General features: G+C 55.1%; 18 protein-coding genes and 1 pseudogene. 3 read left to right on the forward strand and 16 right to left on the reverse strand.

Going from position 1 to position 20554, the window contains the following annotated elements; all coding sequences use genetic code 11:
* Positions 1 to 4: 4 nt before the first annotated feature.
* The 15 genes from pstA to M3A44_13115 all read right to left on the reverse strand — a co-directional run bounded on the left by pstA (position 5) and on the right by M3A44_13115 (position 13825).
* A complete protein-coding gene (pstA, locus tag M3A44_13045) occupies positions 5 to 931 on the reverse strand; it encodes a phosphate ABC transporter permease PstA (protein ID MEQ6342536.1) in 927 nt (308 codons plus the stop codon).
* Positions 931 to 1842: a phosphate ABC transporter permease subunit PstC gene (gene pstC, locus M3A44_13050; GenBank protein MEQ6342537.1), complete on the reverse strand. Its 912-nt coding sequence runs from the start codon at positions 1840 to 1842 to the stop codon at positions 931 to 933. The genes pstA and pstC overlap by 1 nt, the downstream gene beginning before the upstream one ends.
* A gap of 143 nt (positions 1843 to 1985) precedes the next feature.
* Positions 1986 to 2987: a PstS family phosphate ABC transporter substrate-binding protein gene (locus tag M3A44_13055; GenBank protein MEQ6342538.1), complete on the reverse strand. Its 1002-nt coding sequence runs from the start codon at positions 2985 to 2987 to the stop codon at positions 1986 to 1988.
* A gap of 103 nt (positions 2988 to 3090) precedes the next feature.
* Positions 3091 to 4350, reverse strand: coding sequence for a phosphate regulon sensor histidine kinase PhoR (gene phoR / locus M3A44_13060; protein MEQ6342539.1), 1260 nt, complete (start codon positions 4348 to 4350; stop codon positions 3091 to 3093).
* Positions 4351 to 4519: 169 nt separating this feature from the next.
* Positions 4520 to 5209, reverse strand: coding sequence for a phosphate regulon transcriptional regulator PhoB (gene phoB / locus M3A44_13065; protein MEQ6342540.1), 690 nt, complete (start codon positions 5207 to 5209; stop codon positions 4520 to 4522).
* Between the two features lie 654 nt (positions 5210 to 5863).
* Positions 5864 to 6283 carry an aminoacyl-tRNA hydrolase gene (gene arfB / locus M3A44_13070; protein MEQ6342541.1) on the reverse strand — a complete coding sequence of 140 codons (420 nt, stop codon included), beginning with the start codon at positions 6281 to 6283 and terminating at the stop codon, positions 5864 to 5866.
* Positions 6284 to 6323: 40 nt separating this feature from the next.
* Positions 6324 to 7019, reverse strand: coding sequence for an RES family NAD+ phosphorylase (locus M3A44_13075; protein MEQ6342542.1), 696 nt, complete (start codon positions 7017 to 7019; stop codon positions 6324 to 6326).
* Complete coding sequence (locus M3A44_13080; GenBank protein MEQ6342543.1) at positions 7019 to 7426, reverse strand: MbcA/ParS/Xre antitoxin family protein; 408 nt, start codon at positions 7424 to 7426, stop codon at positions 7019 to 7021. Before M3A44_13080 ends, M3A44_13075 begins: the two co-directional genes overlap by 1 nt.
* Positions 7427 to 7486: 60 nt before the next feature.
* Positions 7487 to 8488: a serine/threonine protein kinase gene (locus tag M3A44_13085; protein MEQ6342544.1), complete on the reverse strand. Its 1002-nt coding sequence runs from the start codon at positions 8486 to 8488 to the stop codon at positions 7487 to 7489.
* 247 nt (positions 8489 to 8735) lie between these two features.
* Positions 8736 to 9206 (reverse strand): FKBP-type peptidyl-prolyl cis-trans isomerase, encoded by a 471-nt coding sequence (locus tag M3A44_13090; GenBank protein MEQ6342545.1) that lies wholly within the window; start codon positions 9204 to 9206, stop codon positions 8736 to 8738.
* Positions 9207 to 9259: 53 nt separating this feature from the next.
* Positions 9260 to 9667 (reverse strand): hypothetical protein, encoded by a 408-nt coding sequence (locus tag M3A44_13095; GenBank protein MEQ6342546.1) that lies wholly within the window; start codon positions 9665 to 9667, stop codon positions 9260 to 9262.
* 44 nt (positions 9668 to 9711) lie between these two features.
* Positions 9712 to 11556 carry an ankyrin repeat domain-containing protein gene (locus M3A44_13100; GenBank protein MEQ6342547.1) on the reverse strand — a complete coding sequence of 615 codons (1845 nt, stop codon included), beginning with the start codon at positions 11554 to 11556 and terminating at the stop codon, positions 9712 to 9714.
* Positions 11557 to 11721: 165 nt separating this feature from the next.
* Complete coding sequence (gene dnaQ / locus M3A44_13105; protein ID MEQ6342548.1) at positions 11722 to 12429, reverse strand: DNA polymerase III subunit epsilon; 708 nt, start codon at positions 12427 to 12429, stop codon at positions 11722 to 11724.
* A 192-nt stretch (positions 12430 to 12621) separates the two neighbouring features.
* On the reverse strand, positions 12622 to 13059 hold the full coding sequence (gene rnhA, locus M3A44_13110; protein ID MEQ6342549.1) for a ribonuclease HI: 438 nt from the start codon (positions 13057 to 13059) through the stop codon (positions 12622 to 12624).
* Positions 13052 to 13825: a methyltransferase domain-containing protein gene (locus M3A44_13115; protein ID MEQ6342550.1), complete on the reverse strand. Its 774-nt coding sequence runs from the start codon at positions 13823 to 13825 to the stop codon at positions 13052 to 13054. The genes rnhA and M3A44_13115 overlap by 8 nt, the downstream gene beginning before the upstream one ends.
* A gap of 377 nt (positions 13826 to 14202) precedes the next feature.
* On the opposite strand from M3A44_13115, the gene gloB reads away from it, so the two are divergent.
* From gloB to M3A44_13130, 3 genes are all read left to right on the forward strand, one after another.
* The gene (gloB, locus tag M3A44_13120; protein ID MEQ6342551.1) at positions 14203 to 14988 is read left to right on the forward strand and encodes a hydroxyacylglutathione hydrolase; all 786 of its coding nucleotides are present in this window, start codon (positions 14203 to 14205) and stop codon (positions 14986 to 14988) included.
* A 149-nt stretch (positions 14989 to 15137) separates the two neighbouring features.
* Positions 15138 to 17102, forward strand: a complete 1965-nt coding sequence (locus M3A44_13125; GenBank protein ID MEQ6342552.1) for a LysM peptidoglycan-binding domain-containing protein — start codon at positions 15138 to 15140, stop codon at positions 17100 to 17102.
* 32 nt (positions 17103 to 17134) lie between these two features.
* Positions 17135 to 17302: a hypothetical protein gene (locus tag M3A44_13130; GenBank protein MEQ6342553.1), complete on the forward strand. Its 168-nt coding sequence runs from the start codon at positions 17135 to 17137 to the stop codon at positions 17300 to 17302.
* Between the two features lie 35 nt (positions 17303 to 17337).
* Here the strand turns inward: M3A44_13130 and M3A44_13135 are convergent.
* Positions 17338 to 20547 (reverse strand): annotated as a pseudogene (locus M3A44_13135) (type I restriction endonuclease subunit R).
* Between the last annotated feature and the right edge of the window lie 7 nt (positions 20548 to 20554).

Here is a 20554-nt window from a genome sequence, read left to right on the forward strand (position 1 = left end):
GCTCCTACCACTTGATGCGTTTACGGAAATGATAACGGATGAATATCGCCAATGCGTTCATCAACAGGGTCATGACGATCAGCACCAGACCGGCAGCGGCAGCATTAACATGAAACGCTTCCTGCGGCCGGGATACCCAGTTAAACATCTGGATGGGCATCACGGTAAAGGCGGACGACAGCCATTCGAAGGAGACATAGGGAAATTCGCTCTTGATGGGCGAGTCGGGTAGAAAGGCGATATATGTCAGCGCGCCGATGGTGATGATGGGGGCGGTTTCGCCGATAGCGCGCGACAGGCCAATGATCACGCCGGTGAGTATGCCCGCCATGGAATACGGCACCACATGTTGCGACACGGTTTGCCATTTGGTGGCGCCCAGAGCAAATGCTCCTTCACGGATGGTGCCGGGAATGGCGCGGATCGATTCCCTGGTCGCCACAATCACTACCGGCAAGATCAGGATGGCCAGGGTCAGCCCCGCCGCCACGATGCTTTGGCCAAGATCGAGCTGATAAACAAACAACCCCAGCGCAAGCAGGCCATAGATAATCGATGGCACGCCGGCCAGATTGGTGACATTGATCTCGATGAGATCGGTTATCCAGTTCTTGGCGGCGTATTCTTCAAGATATACACCGGCGGCAATCCCCAACGGCACGGCAGTGAGTGCCGTCACCAGCATGACGAGCGTGGTGCCGACCCAGGCCGACAGAATGCCTGCCTTATCCGCGTGGCGCGATGGGAACGAAGTAAAAAAATCCCACGAAAGACGCGGCACGCCCTCCATCGCCATACTGCCAATCAATGCGGCCAGGGTTACCACCCCGCCCAGCATCGAAAACAGGCCCACTATCGCAAAAATGACATCCCAACGCTTGCGGCGGGCAATCATGGCCCGCATTACCTGAACACCTTTATCTGGCGCCATTAGTAAACCTCCCGGAAGCGTTTGCGCAAGAGATGGCCGGCTATATTAAAAAAGAGGGTCATTAGCAGCAGCACAAGACCGGCGGCAAAGATCGTCTGGTAGCCGAGGCTGCCATGGGGAAGATCGCCGAGGCTCACCTGCACGATGTAGGTGGTGATGGTCGCCGCCGGCTCCATCGGGTTCCAGGTGAGATTGGGCTGCATACCAGCAGCTATTGCCACCACCATGGTCTCGCCGATGGCACGGGAAATCCCCAGGATGTAGGCGGCGGCAATACCCGAGAAAGCAGCGGGAGTCACCACCCGCAAGGCCGTCTGAAAGCGCGTGGCGCCCATTGCATAGGAGCCTTCGCGGATGTGCATGGGCACGGCGCGCATGGCGTCCTCGCTGATTGAGCTGACATAGGGAATGATCATCACACCCATCACCAGCCCCGCGCTGAGCATGTTAAAACCCGGCAGATCGGGGAAGAAATATTGCAGCAGCGGCGTGACAAACAGCAGCGCGAAAAAACCGTAGACCACTGTGGGAATGCCATCCAGCAATTCGAGGACGGGCTTGATAATTTCACGGAGGCGGTGCGGCGCGAACTCACTCAAATAGATGGCAATGATGGTGCCCAGCGGTATGGCCACCGACAGCGCCACTGTGGCGGTGACCAGGGTACCTGAAACGAGCGGCATAATTCCATAGTGGGCGTCATCGAAAAGCGGCGTCCATTGGGTGTCCGTGAGGAAGTCCACGAGGGAGACATGCTCAAAAAAACCCAGCGACTCGCGCACCAGGATCACCACAATGGCAACCGTAATGGCCACCGAAGAGAACGCGGCGAGAAACAGCAGGAATTCGATAAAACGTTCGCGCAGATGGCGCAAACGTCGATGGGCGAACCGGGATGCGTCAGGAGTCACGGATGTCGATCTGTTATTTGGCTATCAATGGGAGTCAAGGGAAGGGGCATATTATGACAGAATTATGACAATCAGATGACAGGAAATAAAAAAGAGGGGCGCCCTGCTCGGCACCCCTCTTCGTTACGCTGCTCATCAAAAAATTATTGCTTGGCTTCGCGCGCCAACAGATCTTCCACTTTCAACCCAACTTCGGTGTCACCGCCAAAAACCGTACCTAACTTGCGGTTTTTGAAGTGCGCCTCCGCCATGGCATAGGCCTTGGCAGGCAGCGTAATATACCCCACTTCTTTGGACAGCTTCCCGGCATTTTTCAGGTAAAACTCCACAAACTCCTTAACCTCTGGCTTGTCCATGGACTTGGAGCTAACGTAGATAAAGATAGGTCGGGACAATGGTTGATAAGTGCCGTCAATCACGGCCTTCTCGGAGGGCAACACCGGACCCTTGCCACCATCGATAGGCACTGCCTTCAGCTTCTTGGCATTTTCCGTGTAGTAGGCAAACCCGAAATATGCCAGTCCGTTCTTGTCGCTTGATACGCCCTGCACCAGAACATTGTCATCCTCGCTCGCCGTGAAGTCACCGCGACTGGACTTGGCCTTGCCGACGGTAGCCTCGGTAAAGTAGTCAAACGTACCGGAATCAGAGCCAGGACCAAACAGTTTCAATGGTGCATCAGGCCATTCGGCACGCACCTGATTCCATTTGGTGACAGTACCCTGCGCGGCAGGTTCCCACATCTTCTTGAGATCCGCCACGGACAGGCTCTTCACCCAATCGTTCTTGGGATTGACCACTATCGTCAGGGCATCATACGCCACCGGCAGCTCAACATACGAGATACCCGCCTGGCGGCAGGCCTCCATTTCCTTGGGCGCGATAGGGCGTGATGCGTCAGAAATATCCGTCTCGCCACGGCAAAACTTCTTGAAACCACCGCCGGTACCGGAGATGCCGACCGTGACATTCACCTTGCCCTTCTTCATACCCTGAAATTCTTCGGCGACCGCCTCAGTGATGGGGAAAACGGTGCTGGAACCATCAATCTTGATCACGGCCTCGGCTGCATTGGCGGAAAGGGATATCGCACCCAGCGCGCCCGCCACGAAAACCATACTCTTCATCATCTTCGTTGTGCTCATAAGGGGAAAAACCTCCGTCAGGGGTGAGTCATTGGGTATGCAGATACTATCTCAGGTAAATATGACATTTATATGACAAGCACACAAAAAACCATGCTTTACATTACTCATTTGTGACGCGCGCAATCAGATGCGGTGGAAAATGACATGTAAATGTGCTTCCCTTGCCCAGCTCGCTTTCAATGCTCAACTGGGCGTCATGGCGGTTCAGTGCGTGCTTGACGATAGCCAGCCCCAAGCCTGTGCCGCCACTCTCGCGCGAACGGGCCGCATCGATGCGATAAAAACGCTCCGTGAGCCGGGGAATGTGATCTGCGGCAATGCCAACCCCAGTATCGCGCACCTCAAGATGCGCACCCGCCGTGTCGGCGTACCAGCGGATATAAATATTCCCGCCCGGCGGCGTGTATTGCACCGCGTTGAAAACAAGATTGGAAAAGGCGCTACGCAGCTCTTCATCATTGCCCTGCAACCGCACGCGCGGGTCAGCTTCAAGATGGATCGCATGCCGCCGATCACCACTCAGTGCCACTGCCTCCTCGCATATCCCCGCCAATACACCCGGCACAACCACCACATCCCGGGAATGAAGTCCCCGCTCCATTTCCAGGCGCGACAGCAACAACAAATCTTCGACAAGGTGCTGCATGCGTGAGGTTTGCTGCCGCATCAGATGCAACGACCGTCCCCAGCGCCGCGCCCACTCATCTTCATCCTCGCTCATGGTCTCAAGAAACCCGCCGATCACTGTCAGCGGTGTACGAAGCTCATGAGACACATTGGCAATAAAATCACGCCGCACCTGCTCCAGCCGATAAATCGGCGTAATGTCGCGCCCCACCAGCAGCAGATGATCTTTGCCGTAGGGTACAACACGCACCGCCAGCATCACCTGCTCGTTGACCGGCGAGGGAAACTGCACTGTCATCGCATAATCACCTACCGCAAAAAACTCCGTGAAGACCGGGTGCCGCACCAGGTTCACGATGCGCCGGCCCCTGTCCAACGGCGCGCGCAACCCGAATAACTCCTCCGCCGCGTTATTCCACCACTCGATTTCACCCTGAGCGCCCAATACCGCTGTAGCGTCGGGCATGACTGCCGTGGCTTCCTGAAAGCGATTGAGCATCCTTACGATTCTGCGCCTACGCAAACGGTTACGTTGTTGCAGGCGATAGATGTTGTAAAACACCTCTTCCCAGACACCGTTTACCTCGGGAGGATGAAAGCGTTTACCTTCCTGGAACCAGCGCAACAGACGCATCAGATTGAACAAATGCCAGCCCAGATAGCCAAGCACACCAAACAGCAAGAACAACGCCTCGTGGTCGGTGAGCAGGCCAAGAACCAGCATAACAAGCATTAGGCCCGCGACCCACCGTACTTCGCTTATCCAGGAATCAGACAAAAATCAGGCCCTTTAGAAAATTACCGTATAGACTGCCCCATGGCTGGGAAAACAGAGGGAAAGAAGTTTACACGGAGAAAACGGGTATTCCGAATTTATTAGCGAAATGCGGCATATGAGGCGGTTACGTCCGCGCAGAAAAACGATAGCCCGTGCCTCGCACCGTCTGAATCAATCTGTCATGACCATCCGTCATCAGCGCCTTACGCAAACGCCGGATATGAACATCCACCGTACGCTCTTCGATATAGACATCGTTGCCCCACACCTTATCGAGCAACTGACTACGGCTGTAAACCCGCTCGGGGTGGCTCATAAAAAAGTGTAGCATGCGGAATTCCGTCGGCCCCAACTCGACAGCCCCGCCCCCCACCGTAACGCGATGGCTGCCCGGATCCAGCCATAATCCGCCAATCTCAAGCGGTTTATCGCTTACTTCGGGCGCGGCCCGGCGCAATACCGCCTTGATGCGCGCCACCAGCTCACGGGGAGAAAAAGGTTTGGTGACATAATCATCCGCACCGACCTCGAACCCCTTTACCTTATCCATCTCCTCACTGCGAGCAGTGAGCATAATCACCGGAATCTGGCGGGTAGCTTCCTCTTTTTTGAGCCGCCGCGCAAAATCAACACCGCTTAATCCCGGCAACATCCAATCCAGCAGCACAAGATCTGGCGTATTTTCTGCAATCATTGCCTGCGCCCGCACGGCGTCCTCCGCCGCCACGATCAAAAATCCGGCACGCTCCAGCGCAAAAACCACCATCTCGCGAATTGCCGACTCGTCTTCAACTACCAGAATTGTGTCTGCCATATGTAATATTTACGCCACCTGTATTCCACCAGTCGCTGCCTGCCATGTCTAAAGGCCGAAAAGCCGTCACACACAGCCCCCCTGAAACATCCAATGGGCTCTATTCAACATCCCTTCAGGCAGTTATTACAATTGAAATATGTTACAGCCATGTGACAGGCAACACCAACCGGCAATTCTCTCTGCACCGATGGCGACCACATCATGCGGAACCGGGCCATGAACACTTCCTTGACGCATGACAACTGTTTTGCTTTGAAACCGTGCAAAAAACGTCCAAATTCCGGCGGCGATTCACTTCACCAAGCACCTAAAGACAAGACACACTCACCTCTACCGAACCGAAAACCACCAAAAATAGTACACATCTTCATTTAAAATCAATATATTGAACATACAAAACAGATTCAACGCATCTCTTGCGCACAACCAACGGCTCTAATGGCATAGCTTGTGCATCATGTTAAACGTGTCACACTCCCCCTCCTTGTGTGACACAAATGTATTAAACCTCCCACCTTAAAAGGGGTGCGCAAGCACCCCTTCTTTTTTATTTAGCGAAGACAGTTTTTCCGCGAAAATCACGAGAAAAAATTTCTGGTCATTTTGGACGCGCGCAACATCATCTGATAATGATCACACAGAATCAAAGTCTCACTCATCAGAAACACCCCCTCGGTTACGCTTAGCCTCACCGCGGCGGCGCTTACCCTCCAGGCGGCGTTTTTTTGAGGCGAGCGTTGGTTTGGTTTTTTTGCGGAGTATAGGTTTTTCGGTGGCCTTCTGAATCAGCGCCACCAATCGCTCCAGCGCATCCTGGCGATTCTGTAATTGCGAACGGAAGCGCTGGGCGTCAATGATAATCACGCCCTCTGCGGTCATGCGCCTTCCGGCCAGCTTCTTCAGGCGTGCGCGGATGTCATCGCTCAACGCAGGAGAGTGCGCGGCATCGAAACGCAGCTGCACCGCTGTGGCGACCTTGTTGACATTCTGCCCGCCTGGCCCGGATGCGCGGATAAAGTGTTCTTCGATTTCGCTTTCGTCGATGGCGATGGTGCGCGTGATATGGATCATGTTGTTTAGGATGGCGTCGCCATTAAGCCGGAGGGAATTGCTACAGTGTAATCGTAAACCACGGCATACCACGCTGCCTTTCGATCATAATCTCAGCCACTACCGGATTCATTGTATAGGTAAGATAACAAACATCAGATGGATGGGATAAAACTTCCGGTGTAAAAATCGTACCATTCACTACATCACAACGGGCGGATTTGACTAGCAGGCCATTCTGGTTTTTCTGCTGGAGATAGGCACCCAGTTGTTGCGTGTAAACGTAATCATATGTGGCGACAAGTTGCGGGTAATTTTTCTCCTTGCCACGCAAGTCGATCAGGATGGCATCGCACTGCACGTTAAAAACCCGCCGCTCCGCTATGATGACGGTATTTTCCTGAGCATAACTGTCCATGACAAAGCGATACCAATGGTATGACGACTCGTAAACTGTGGTTTCCACATCCAGCGAGCCGTACCATACGCCGTAGCGGGTGCCGTTACTAAAGCGTGTCTGCTGCCAGTTGTGTTTCAGGAAGGGATAGGTTATTACCGTACCGTAATCGAACGGCCGGGTGATCAGTGGCGCATGGCTTTCGATAGCGTCCGCCGATTCGACGGCAATCGCCACACGCATATCTGCATCGCTCTCGGCGAGGTCATCAAAAATCGCCTGGGATTCGCGGATGCCTTTAATATTTCTGATGAGGTGCCGGTGGAAATCCACGGCTGCGGAAATCAGCTCACCATACACTAGCGGCCACGCTCAAAATCAAGATACCTACGCACGGCGAGCAGCCCCTCATAGCCCTTGGTCATGATGGAAAGCGGCGTTTGGCCATCAAACCTGCGGTTAGGGGTGACGACCCAGCGGTATGCCAGATCACGATTATGCGGAAACAGAATGCGCAGGGACTTGTGTATACCCAGCAGATGCCCCGCGCGCCCGATGAGGTCGGCATTATCAGCAAGCGGACTGCCCTTTTTATAACGTGCCACGGTTGAACGTGAGTCGCTGGAAAGCCCGAGCAAGGCCGCTTGATCGCCGGTGTTGAGCCCCCAAAGCTCGAACAGTTTTACCACCATTTTGGACAGGCTCTCTCGGCCCTGTTTGCCGTGAATATCAGTCTTTCTTAGCGGAATCGGGATAATGGCATTCATTGCCGCCCTCGGCCATGATTCAAATGGTACTGTTTTTGTACCATAAGATACGGTCTGATGTCAAACATACCCTGGAAGCAGCTGCAACGGCGGCTCGTCCAGCGCCGCCATCTGCTCGCGCAATGCAAGAATCTGGTTCTGCCAGTAGTGCTGCGTATTGAACCAGGGGAAGGCCATCTTGAACGCTGGGTCTTCCCAGCGGCGGGCGAGCCAGCCGGAATAGTGGATGACGCGCAGGCTGCGTAGCGCCTCCACCAGCCGCAACTCCGCGGGGTTGAAGTCATAAAATTCGCTGTAGCCGTCGATGACGTAAAGCAACTGGGCGTTCATGGCGGCGCGGTCGCCAGACAGCAGCATCCAGAGGTCCTGTATCGCCGGACCCATGCGGCAGTCATCGAAATCCACGAAGTGCGGGCCGGCCTCTGTCCAGAGGATGTTGCCGGCATGGCAATCGCCGTGGAGGCGGATGTTGGTAATTCCGGCAGTTTGTGCGTAGCATTCGCGCACCCGCGCGAGCACATCCTCTGCCACGCTGCGATAGCTCAATTCCAGATCGGGCGGGATGAAGCCATGCCCCATAAGAAAGTGAAAGGGCTCGTCACCGAAGCTCTCGATATTGAGCGTGGGACGGTGAAGGAACGGCGTGATGGCGCCTATGGCATGGATGCGGCCAATGAAGCGGCCCATCCACTCCAGCGTGTCGGGATCATCCAGCTCGGGGGTGCGGCCCGCATGGCGCGGAAAGAGGGCGAAACGGAACCCCTCGAATTCATGCAGGGTATGACCAGCCTCATCGGCCAAGGGCGCGACTACTGGGATCTCGCGGTCGACAAGCTCCAGGGTAAAGGCGTGCTCTTCGAGAATCGCCTCGTCTGACCATCGGTTGGGCCGATAAAACTTGGCGATAACCGGCGCGCCGTCCTCGATACCGAGCTGGTAGACGCGGTTCTCGTAGCTGTTGAGCGCGAGCATGCGCCCATCACAGCGCAATCCGATGCTCTCGACGGCGTTGAGTAACCGGTCCGGGGTGAGATCCTGGTAGAGCAAATTGGAGTGCGGCATGGTTTTTCACCCTTTGAAACAGGGTATCTTACCACCACTCCGGCCCTCCCCCTCGCACAAAATAGGGACTTCGATTTGTCCTGAAAAACCCGGTTATCCACGAAATTCACGAAAAAACACGAAAATATTCAAATACATATCGCGTATTACTCACCGCCCATCTGGTGATCTGCTGAAGCAGCCCATGTTTTTGTTTTATTTCGTGAGTTTCGTGTCTTTTGTGGATAAAAAGAGGTTTTCAGGCTTATTATTTAACGTCGAGCAGTTCCACATCAAACACCAGCGTGGCATTCGGCGGGATCACGCCGCCCGCACCGCGTGCGCCATAGCCCATTTCAGGTGGAATAATCAAAGTGCGCTGACCGCCTGCTTTCATGCCTGCCACGCCTTGATCCCATCCCTTGATGACCTGCCCACCGCCCAGCAGAAAGTCGAATGGCTGACCACGATCGCGCGAGCTGTCAAACTTGGCGCCATGGTTGTTGGGGGCCTTGGCGTCGTAAAGCCAGCCGGTGTAATGCACGATCACCAGCTTGTTGGGCACCGCCTCTTTTCCTGTGCCCACCTTGACGTCGGTTTTCACCAATTGGGTAATCTTCGCCGTTTCTGTCATCGCTGATTTTTCCTGTTTCGCTGTTTCGGCATATGCCACGCCATTCACACAACAACCCACACCCAGAACGAGCAGAGTGGCGGCGAAGGTTCCTGGTTTTTTCATGTTGCAAGCTCCTGTTGGATTTTGGTTAAAAATACTGAGTGGCACGCAGACCACTAGTGCGTCGGATCCGGCTCTATTAATAATGCCCCTGTCAGAAGCGCAAGCGCCCTCGTCACAAGTATACCTTTCCCCTGTCCGCGGTGATCCACCCGCAGGTTGCTCTCGGTGTCACCGCGCAGTAATTTGCGCCCTATCTGGATCTGGAAGACATACAGGATATAGAGGGACAACACCATAATGAAATGCATCCACACCAGAAAGGATGAGATATCTCCATGCAGAAACAGGCGGGTATACCAGTCACGATAGATATAGAGGTAGACGGGTATGCCCATATCAAACAACATGACGAAGATCATAGTCGAGACGTGAAACTTGCGGTGCTGCGGCTTGAAAAAAGCGGCGAGCATGAGAAGGTAGGTCATCAAGACGACCGCCGCCATTATCACTTTTTCCGTCATTGGTTATCCATTCTTGGCGCCTTCCAGATTATGTTTCACAAGCATTATGCCCCCGCCGCTTTCAATATCTCCACGATCTTCGCGTACCCGTTCGTTTCCGCCTCCTTGAGGGCGCTGCTGCCGTTGCTGTTCATGGCGCTGACATCGGCCCCGGCTTTCAACAATATCTGCACAACCTCCGTATGGCCGGCTCGAGCGGCGAACATCAGGGCCGTGGTACCGGACACGCCAAACACGCTGCCGCCGGCACCAAGGTCGGCACCCTCCGATGCGTTAACATCGGCCTTGTTTTTCAGAAGAAGCTCTGCAACTTTGGATGAGCCGTTCGCCGCTGCAACCATGAGAGGGGTGAGCCCGGAAACGTCTTTGATATTTGGATCGGCCTTATGTTCAAGGAGCGTTTGAGCAACCGCTGCATGGCTGCGCTCCACCGCCCAGAAGAGGGCGGTTTTCCCCATAAAGCCGCGCGCATCAATCCGCGCGCCTGCATCCAGCAGAATCCGGGCGACATCGGCATGGCCGCTTTGCGCGGCCTTGATCAACACCGTGTTCCTGCCGATGGCGCTCATTGCGACGGTAAACGAACTGGTGCGGTTTTCTTGCTCCACTGCGTTGGGGTCCGCGCCTTTGCTTAACATCAAACGCATGATGTCGCCGCGCCCCAATTCGGCGGCGACAAACAGGGCGGTCTCATTCCGGTGGTTGGGGCGATTAATATCCGCATCGTGATCGAGCAGATAACGCACTGTCTCCGTGCGGGCATTACGCACGGCGATGATCAGCGCCGTATCACCGCGCGAAGCGGCTTGGACTATCTCCTGATCGGCCAGCGAAACACTTGAGGCGGAGATAGCCCAGTCACGCAAGCCATCCGGCACGGCATTGACTTTGGCGCCATGCTCGACCAAACGCTGCACAACCGCCGTATGGCCAGCCAGCGCCGCGCCCAGCAAGGGGGTCACGCCAGCCCTGTTTTTGATATTTGCCCGTGCGCCTTCTTCAAATAATTGGCCTACCTTGTCGACATCGCCGTCCCTTGATGCCTTGATCAAGGCATCGTCCAGGGTTAGGCTGGTATAAGCCGACTCTTTGCGTGCACCGGCCTGTCTCAAGGTGTGGGCAATGTCCGCATATTGATTGCGTTCCGCAAGGCTCAACGCCGTGCCGCCATGGGCGTCTCTGAGATTGGGATCGGCCCCTTTGGCGAGCAGGGCATTGGTAATGTCGTGCCAAGGGCCATCGGCAGACATCAGGCCATGCCGTGCGGCGTACATCAGCGGTGTATAACCGCTGTCGCCTGCCGAAAGCGCAAGCGTGTTCGCCACATTCGGGTCCGCCCCCGCCGCCAGCAGCATCTCCACCAACCTGATATTGCCGTATTGGACGGCAGGGAACAACGCGGTTTCCCCCCGGTTGTTTTTGGCGTTGACCTCCGCACCCGCATTGAGCAGGAGCTTGGTGATCGAGATATCACCTTTTGTAACAGCACCCATAAGAGCGGTATGCCCCACGTTGGTGCTTGCCTTCACATCGGCGCCCGCCTTAAGCAGCATGTCAATGATCGCACCCTGGCCAGCAGTGGCGGCTGCAATCAATGCGGTGGTGCCGAACATATCCTTGGAGTTTACGTCCATGCCGCGCTCGAGCATATAGCGCACCACCTTGTCATGGCCGTAAGTTGCAGCCAGCACCAGGCGGTCCGGGCTTAAGGCATCGCCGGGGATGGGCGTTGGGGAAGGAACGGTTTGCTCCGACGCGGGAGCTGCGGCTGCAGGAGGGCTATCAACCGGTTCCGCAGCGTGCCCGACGGTAACAAGAGCAATGCCCACGCCGCAAAACAACAAACGGCATCCCTTCCCAAATGACACCGACACTCTATGCCGCTTCATCGCCGTACCTCCCACCGTTGAATTTTTTATTTTTCTCTACATTCCACAACAAATACTAACCCGAAAAAACACCCGACCACGCAAGGTAATCCTATAACACAGCAACAAACTCAACAATCAACATACTTGACATCGTTGCATTTGCCAAGCCGTTTATAGCCTGAACTATACGCTCCTCCAGACACACGTCCCGCCGCTCGCCTTGTCGATAGCATCCAGCCGCCCCTCATGCGCAGCCCGCTCATCCGCTGTTGCCTGGATCACCTTCAAACGGGGTCGGGCCGGGTCAAGATGACGGATCGCCTGACGTGACGCCTGCCTTGCGTCCAGCCCACTGTCCAGGGACAGGGTGGCCTGTCCACCAGTCATCGCCAGATAGACATCGGCCAGTATCTCAGCATCCAGCAAGGCGCCGTGCAACTCACGCCGGCTGTTGTCGATGTGGTAGCGCTTGCACAACGCGTCCAGGTTGTTTTTCTGACCTGGGTGCAGCTTACGGGCCAACGCCAAGGTGTCTATGACGGCGCAATGATCAGCAACCGCACCGTGAGACTGCCCCAGCCAGACAAACTCGGCATTGATGAAGCCGATGTCAAAGGGGGCGTTATGGATGATCAGCTCCGCCCCTTTGATAAAATCGAGAAACTCGTCAGCCACATCGGTAAAGCGGGGCTTGTCGATGAGAAACTCATTGCTGATGCCGTGCACGTCAAATGCCCCGGCATCGATCTCGCGGTCGGGCTGCAGGTATTGATGGTAGTGATTACCTGTAAGACGACGGTTGACCAGCTCCACGCAACCGATTTCGATGATGCGGTGCCCCTGCGCGGGGTCCAGGCCAGTGGTTTCCGTATCCAGTATGATCTGCCGCATTGGTATTTACCTTATTTCATTGATGTTATGCACCGTCCACGAAAAACACGAAAGGCACGAAAAATATTTACAACACAATCCGTTCGGTTGCTGGGGAGAATAGACAGGCTCGAGAAAGCCACCGTCCATCTCCCAATACACGCCAAACCCATTTTTTCGTGGCTTTCGTGTTTTTCGTGGATCACATCTTCATTATTTCATTTCATCAATAGCACGGTTGGCAAGCTGATCGGCCAGTTCATTTTCCACGTGCCCAGTATGTCCCCGCACCCAGTGCCAAGCAACATCGTGCCGTTGTGCCGCTGCTTCAAGACGCTGCCACAAATCGGCGTTTTTGACGGGCTCTTTGGCGGCGGTTTTCCAGCCGCGCTTTTTCCAGTTCGCCAGCCATTCCGTGATCCCCTTTTTCACATATTGGGAATCGGTGGTCAAGCGGACTTCGCAGGGCTTCTTCAAGGACTCCAGCGCCACAATCGCTGCCATGAGTTCCATGCGATTATTAGTGGTGAATTTCTCGCCGCCATAGAGTGACTTCTCGCGCCCTTTATGACGCAACAGTGCACCCCACCCCCCAGGGCCGGGGTTGCCACGGCACGCTCCATCAGTATAAATCTCTACCACATCAGACACGTTTCATGCTCCTAGCGCAAGGTCTCGCAGGGACCGCCATCAGGCTGCGGCGGGGGCGCCAGCGCGGCTTGATCGGCGTCATGGTGGTTACCCGTTTTTTGGCCACCACCATGTAGGCCCCGCCCAAATGAGGCCACAACCGCGACCCTGCTTTTTCCATGAATAACAGCTTGCGCATCACCCCTTCCCGTTGCAAGGGGGGACGAAAAAAATATTGGCTCGTCAGAATGACATCAAACCCGAGCAAGGCCAGCCAATCCTTAATTCGCATCAACCCCAGAAAACGCCCACACCAGGGGGCCGCACCCTGGCGAGCCAACAGTCTCCGCCATATACCCCAAAAACTCCATGGATTAAATCCCAGCACCACCACATGCCCCTCCGGAATCAAAATGCGCTCCGTCTCGCGCAACACGCTGTGGGGATCAGGCTCAAATTCGAGGGTATGCGGCAAGACCACCACATCCACACTGTCTGTAGCGATAGGGAGCTCATCCGCGCAAGCGCGCAACACACTGGCTGGAGAGTCCCCCGCCACCGCATCGGCATCCAGCACTACCCGATGGGAGATGCGGCTGGACGCCAGCAGGTCTTCATGGTGTATGCGCCCAACCTGCAGTAGGTGATAGCCAAACAGGTTTGGCAATACCTCATCCAGTTGCCCGCGTTCGGTTTCCAGCAGCAGATGGCCTATGCCATGGGCGTACCAGGCACGCAAGTCGCGGCGGAGTCCGGGGGGGGCTCTGTGATCAAACGTCGATTTCATATCATCCTAAAAACGGCAGTTGGACGGGGTGGAGTGTGCGGTTTTCGGGGTGCAGGGCAAGGCGCCAACGACGCGGAATGGTTGCTCCATTCTAAGGAGTTGCAACGCTGCCATGCGCACTGAAAATCGTGCAATCCACCCAGTAGCGGCCCCAACAAAACAGGTGAACCTGCAGGATATGATGAAATTCACTAAAAGCATATTGCCAACTGTCCAGAGTGGCGGTCAACTGCCGTTTTTAGGATCATCACTCTGGTCCACAAGTTGCTAGCATAACGTGCTTTCCATCAGATGTGTCAGACTATAGACGTTGACCCTGCCGTTAATCCCTGAGAACATAAAATGTTTTGTTATTCCAACCTCATTGATCGCCACGCATGATTACTGTACTCACTATTCCAGCCTTCACCGACAACTATATCTGGTTGATTTGTAATGATGGCACCAAAAAAACCGGGCGCCAGGCCGTCATCGTGGATCCTGGCGACGCCGAACCCGTCATTGATACGTTAACCGAGCTGTCGATCACCCCCAGCGCCATCCTATTGACGCACCATCACAATGATCACATCGGGGGGGTACGCACCCTGGTGAAGCGCTACGCCATCCCCGTGTATGGCCCCGCGCTGGAGCGCATTCCTGAAATCACTCACCCGTTACGTGAAAACGATCACATTATACTTCAGGGGGATAAAGTAAAATTCATCATCATGGATGTTCCCGGCCACACCGCCGGGCATATTGCCTATTACGGCCATGGCATGCTGTTTTGCGGCGATACAGTATTCGGTGCAGGTTGTGGACGATTGTTTGAAGGTACGGCGGCACAAATGCACCAATCGTTAAAGAAAATCGCCGCGCTGCCGAAGAATACACTTGTATATTGCGCGCATGAATATACCCTTGCGAATCTGACGTTTGCAATGAAGGTGGAGCCGGAAAACGCGGATATCCGGTCGCGCCTGCTGGATGCCGAACGCTGCTGGGCGAATGGACACCCCACAGTACCGTCCACCCTGGAGCTTGAATTGCTCACCAATCCTTTTCTGCGCTGCCATGTTCCTGGCGTTATTGCGGCGGCGGAAAAATTCGCGGATAAACGGCTTGCCTCCGAGCAGGAGGTATTTGCCGTGGTACGTTACTGGAAAGATACGCTGGATTGATCCACAATCATTGCCAATACAATATTTTCATGTATTTCATATGGTTGTATATTTTAAAAAGCATCAACTTTAATGCCTTATGACTTCCAGGGTTACTTGGGATGTGTTTATAAGGTACAATTCCGGCTTGTAACCGGACTGGAGGAATTATGGGCGCAGATAAAAGCCAGACGCGACGCTTGTTGAACTTGTGTTTGTCTAGCACAATCCTGCTCTACCTTGGCGGTTGCGCCATGCAGCAAAGCAAGGTGTCCGGCACAACCACACACCCGGCTGACCGCACACAGGCCCAGTCGCACCAAGGATCAGCCTTGACACCTGTCACCGCTCTCGAATCCGCTTTGGCACAACGCCCGGCGGGTGCAAGTGACGCATCATCAATCCGTAGCATTCCCGGCGAAGCGCTGCCCGACCTATGGGAGGGTGTTGCTACCCTCGCCGCACAACCCGACTTGGAGCCCGCTCCGGTAAGCATCACCAATGTTGCGCTCTCGGATAGCACCCTATTAGTCAATCAAAAATCCGGCTCTGAACAGGCCAAACGCCCTTCCACTGGACTACTAATAGGCGCGCCCAAGAAAAAATCGGACACGGATGCGCTCGTTCTAGCGACTGCGGCATCAACCGATCCGCGCGCAAGCATGGCAAGTCCTGCCAGCATAGGTGACACCCCAAACAACCCGGACATGTGGAATCGCATCCGCACCCGCTTCAGCCTGCCTGACCGCGATCATCCTCGCGTTCAGTCCAGCAAAAACTGGTATGCCAGCCGTCAGGCTTATCTGGACAAGACCATCGGGCGCGCCACGCCCTATTTGCATTATATCGTGGAGGAAATCGAGCGGCGCGGCATGCCTTCGGAGCTCGCATTGCTGCCCATCGTCGAAAGCGCCTACCAACCACTTGCCAACTCCCACGCCAAGGCTGCGGGAATCTGGCAGTTTATCCCGTCTACGGCCAAAAACTACGGCCTGAAATTGAACTGGTGGTATGACGGCCGCCGCGATATCCACGCCTCGACCCGCGCCGCGCTCGACTACTTGCAGAAACTTAACGCCGATTTCCAGGGTGACTGGCTGCTGGCGCTGGCCGCCTATAACGCAGGCGAAGGCGCCGTGATGCGCGCCGTCAACAAAAACGCCGCAGCGGGCAAACCCACTGATTTCTGGTCGCTACAGCTCCCGGTAGAAACGCAGGGCTACGTGCCTTGGCTGCTTGCGATCACTGACGTTGTCGCCGCACCGGAAAAATTCGGCGTCACGCTGAAATCCGTGCCGAACCAACCTTATCTAACGTCCATCACCACTGAAAAGCAAATTGACCTGGCACTGGCTGCGGAATTGGCTGACGTCCCACTGGAAGAAGTCCACCGGCTTAACCCCGGCTTTAACCGCTGGGTCACTGATCCCGACGGGCCTCATCACCTGCTGCTGCCCATCGAAAAGGTGGCAACCTTCAAAACCAAGCTCGCCTCTCTGCCGACCGAGAAGCGCGTCACCTGGACACGCCACCATGTCCAGAAAAAACAGTCCCTTGACTATATAGCAAGTCTTTATGGAACTACCACCACGCTGTTGCGCCAGATCAACAAACTGACCAGCGATATCGCACGCGCCAGCACCGACCTGCTCGTACCAGTGGCAACCAGCGATCTGGGCAGCTATGCTTTGCGCATTGCTCAAAATTCAATGCCGCCCCTACAGGTCTCTCAGAACACATCCAGCACGGATGAGGCTAAGACCAAGGCTGCATCGCACACCGTGGGCCGTGGCGACACTTTGTGGAAGGTCGCCCGCAAGTTTGGCGTAACCCCCCGAGAACTGGCCGTCTGGAACGATCTAACCCCAAAGTCGAGACTGAGCGCTGGACAACGACTGGTAATACGTTCCGGAGCAGGTACCCCACAGCGCCTGACCCTCAGCCGCGCCTCATCATCCTTGGCCAAAGCAGACACCACCCTGCGCCGCATCAGCTACAAGATACGCCCTGGCGATACGCTAACCCACATCGCCGACCGCTTTGATGTCACCCTCGCCGAGCTACGCAAGTGGAACACCCCCGCCAAGATCAAGAGCATGAGACCGGGGCAAAAGCTGACCTTGGTACTTAATTAAATATCCTCAGGCAAAGCCGGAGACTTTAGTTTGTGAGCCGCTCAAAGCGGCTATGTGGGGTCGCTAACGCGGCCCCGGCTCTCTCGTCGGCCAAACTCTTTGGCGATGTCATCGACCGGTGTAGTGCGATTGGATTCGCTGTCGGCGAGTCCGAGATCAATCTCGCGGCGCGTGACCACGCCATCCCAGCAGCCTCTTAGATTTGACGTGCGCGTGTGAATTATACCCTTTGTGACTAGCCCATCAGCTCACCAGCAATCATCTCGGCTTGCTTCAAAACCGTTTCTCTCGCCAATAACTGCATGTCGGGCGGGTAACCATACTGGCGCAGGGTACGTTTCACAATCACCTTTAGTTTGGCCTTCACGTTCTCCTTGATCGTCCAGTCGATAGAGGCATTTTCACGCACCTTTTGTGTCAGCACCACAGCCAACTCTCTCAACTGGTCCTTTTGCATCAGCTCTCGTGCGCTGTTGTTATTGGCCACGGCGGTGTAAAACGCGTATTCAAAATCGCTCAAGCCCATCTGCCTGGCTTCATCATCAGAGGCGACGATTTCCTTGCTGATTTTGATCAGCTCCTCCATCACCTCAGCGGCAGTCAGAATTTTGTTGTGATATTTCTTGATGGCGTTTTCCAACATTTCCATCAAGGATTTGCTCTGCACTAGATTTTTCTTGGCGCGTGCCTTCAGTTCATCGTTAAGCAGTTTTTTCAGCACTTCCAGAGCTACATTTTTGTGTTCATAGCCTTTCAGATCGGCAAGGAACTCATCAGATAAGTTGGAAATATCCGGTTTCTTTATGCCCGCCGCGTCAAAGATATCAATCACCTGTTCCGACACCAGCGCTTTATCAATCACTTGGCGAATGGTTGTTTCTATTTCTTCGTTACTGCGACCTTCTCCCGTACTGTCAAATTTGGCCAGACGGGCCTTCACCGCCTGAAAAAAACCCACTTCATACATCACATCCAGTGCCTACTCATGCGGAACCGCAATGGCAAACGCCGGAGAGAGGGCAGTCACCTCGTTGATGTACCGTTTGCGACCATCCTCCAGCCCAAGAATGTGATCCTCTGCTGCCAGAATAAGCGACAACTTCCGGGCCGTATCGGCCTCGAAATAGTCTTCATAGGCAAAGCCGTGATAGAGGGCGGAGACTACTTCCAGCTTTTCCAGCATCACGGCCACCGCCTGTTCCTGCGCCAGGGTAGGATCGCCCTTGCCGCCGGCATCGGAGTAGAAGGAGAGCGCCTCTTTGAGATCGGCGGCAATACCCAGATAATCCACCACCAGGCCGCCAGGCTTGTCTTTGTATACCCGATTCACCCGCGCAATCGCCTGCATCAGGTTGTGCCCCTTCATCGGCTTGTCGATGTATAGGGTGTGCATGCTCGGCGCATCAAATCCGGTCAGCCACATATCACGCACAATCACCAGCCTAAGCGGGTCTTCAGCGTCTTTCATGCGCTCGGCCAGCAGCTTGCGCTGCTCCTTGGTGGTGTGGTGCTTGGCGAGCAGCGGCCCATCACTGGATGAAGCCGTCATCACCACCTTGAGACGCCATTGGTTAGCTCGCCAGTGTGCCACTCGGGCCTGATCCTGGTGATTTCTTCATACAGATCGGCAGCAATCCGCCGTGACATGCTTACCACCATGCCCTTTCCGGAAAACACCTCCTGCCGTGCCTCGAAGTGGCTCACGATATCCTGGGCAATGTTCTTGATGCGCTGCTCCGCGCCAATCAGCGCCTCCATTTTGGTCCACCTGGACTTGGCTTTCTGCGTTTCGGTGAGATCATCAAGGTCCAGCTCTTCATCCAGCTCCGCAATCAGTTTTTTGCCTTCGTCGCTCAGGCCCACCTTTGCCAGACGGCTTTCGTAGAAAATCCGCACCGTAGCGCCATCTTCCACCGCCTGCGCTATATCGTAGATATCCACAAAGTTGCCGAACACTGCCGGGGTGTTCGCATCGGTTTTTTCAATTGGTGTGCCGGTAAAGCCAAGATAAGTGGCATTGGGCAGCGCATCGCGCAGGTATTTGGCAAAGCCATACACCACTTTTTTGCCAACCACCTCGCCGCTGGCGTTTTTCTCGTCCACGGTTCTTGCGTTGAAGCCGTATTGAGTTCGGTGAGCTTCGTCGACAATCACCACGATATTGCCGCGGTCCGACAACTGCTCATACACATTGCCCGCATCGGGCTGGAATTTCTGGATAGTGGAAAAGATCACACCACCGGAAGCGACCTTCAGCAACTCCTTCAACTGTCCACAGTTTTCTGCCTGCACCGGCTCCTGTCGCAACAACTGCCCGGATGCAGCAAAGGTATCGAACAACTGGTCGTCCAGATCATTGCGGTCGGTAATCACCAGCACCGTCGGGTTATCCAGTACCAGCACGATCTTGCCAGCGTAGAAGACCATGGAGAGCGACTTGCCCGAGCCCTGCGTGTGCCACACCACGCCGGCTTTCTTGTCACCCTTGGGTTGATTAGCCATAGCTGGCCGGGGTTTCGCCCGCGCGCAGGCCAGCGCCCATATCCGCCGCCCGCAGGGTCGAGGCTATCGCCGCGTTCACCGCATAGTACTGGTGATAGGCCGCCAGCTTCTTCACTGTGCTGATACTGATCACGCCAGTTTTCGGGTCTTCCCTCTTGCTCTTTTCAAACACAATGAAATGGCGCACCAGATCAAGCAGGGTGGCCTTGTTCAACATACCCTGAATCAAGGTTTCCAACTGGCTAACCAGAGGCGAGGCTTCCGCTTTACCATCGGCGCTTTTCCAGGCCATGAAACGCGACAAACCTGCCGACAGGGAACCGGCTTTGGCCTCCAGCCCATCGGAAATCACCAAAAAGGCATTGGGGGTAAACAGGCTGGGAATGGTCTGCTTGTAGGTTTCTATCTGCTGATACGCCGCCTTGATGGTGGCATTTTCATCGGCAGCGTTTTTCAGCTCGATCACCACCAGCGGGATGCCGTTGACGAACAGCACCAGATCGGGCCGCTTGTTCTGGTGCTCCTGGCGATCAGAATGGCCGATCACCGTGAACTGGCTGGCCACCACAAACTCGTTGTTCTCCGGGTTGGCAAAGTCGATCAGCCACACCAGATCGCCGCGCTCATTGCCGTCTTGCTGGTAACTCACCTTCACCCCTTCAGTGAGCAGGCGATGAAAGGCCTCGTTATTAGCCTGCAAGTCGGGTGAATGAATGCGTCGCACCTCCTTGAGGGCGGTTTGCAACATCGAGAGCGGCAGCCCGGGGTTGATGCGCCGCAGGGTCTGCTCCAGGCGCCCGATCAGCAACACTTCGTCGTAATGGTTGCGCTCCGGGTTATCGCCATCGGGGGCAATGTCCGGTCCGTAGACATAGCTATAGCCCAGACGCTCAAGCAACTTGATGGCAAAGTCTTCGATGGCGGATTCAGTAAGTTTGCTCAAAACTTTC

The sequence above is a fragment of the Gammaproteobacteria bacterium genome (genome assembly GCA_040183005.1).
Taxonomy (GTDB): Bacteria; Pseudomonadota; Gammaproteobacteria.

Bases quoted from the DNA above. Each gene is read 5' to 3' on its own strand.
- M3A44_13125 (MEQ6342552.1), top strand. From the start codon at position 15,138: ATGGGCGCAGATAAAAGCCAGACGCGACGCTTGTTGAACTTGTGTTTG.
- gloB (MEQ6342551.1), top strand. From the start codon at position 14,203: ATGATTACTGTACTCACTATTCCAGCCTTCACCGACAACTATATCTGG.
- arfB (MEQ6342541.1), bottom strand. From the start codon at position 6,283: ATGATCCATATCACGCGCACCATCGCCATCGACGAAAGCGAAATCGAA.
- pstA (MEQ6342536.1), bottom strand. From the start codon at position 931: ATGGCGCCAGATAAAGGTGTTCAGGTAATGCGGGCCATGATTGCCCGC.
- M3A44_13085 (MEQ6342544.1), bottom strand. From the start codon at position 8,488: ATGCCGCACTCCAATTTGCTCTACCAGGATCTCACCCCGGACCGGTTA.
- dnaQ (MEQ6342548.1), bottom strand. From the start codon at position 12,429: ATGCGGCAGATCATACTGGATACGGAAACCACTGGCCTGGACCCCGCG.
- M3A44_13115 (MEQ6342550.1), bottom strand. From the start codon at position 13,825: ATGAAATCGACGTTTGATCACAGAGCCCCCCCCGGACTCCGCCGCGAC.
- M3A44_13080 (MEQ6342543.1), bottom strand. From the start codon at position 7,426: ATGAATGCCATTATCCCGATTCCGCTAAGAAAGACTGATATTCACGGC.
- M3A44_13090 (MEQ6342545.1), bottom strand. From the start codon at position 9,206: ATGAAAAAACCAGGAACCTTCGCCGCCACTCTGCTCGTTCTGGGTGTG.
- M3A44_13095 (MEQ6342546.1), bottom strand. From the start codon at position 9,667: ATGACGGAAAAAGTGATAATGGCGGCGGTCGTCTTGATGACCTACCTT.
- M3A44_13055 (MEQ6342538.1), bottom strand. From the start codon at position 2,987: ATGAGCACAACGAAGATGATGAAGAGTATGGTTTTCGTGGCGGGCGCG.
- phoB (MEQ6342540.1), bottom strand. From the start codon at position 5,209: ATGGCAGACACAATTCTGGTAGTTGAAGACGAGTCGGCAATTCGCGAG.
- phoR (MEQ6342539.1), bottom strand. From the start codon at position 4,350: ATGCTTGTTATGCTGGTTCTTGGCCTGCTCACCGACCACGAGGCGTTG.
- M3A44_13100 (MEQ6342547.1), bottom strand. From the start codon at position 11,556: ATGAAGCGGCATAGAGTGTCGGTGTCATTTGGGAAGGGATGCCGTTTG.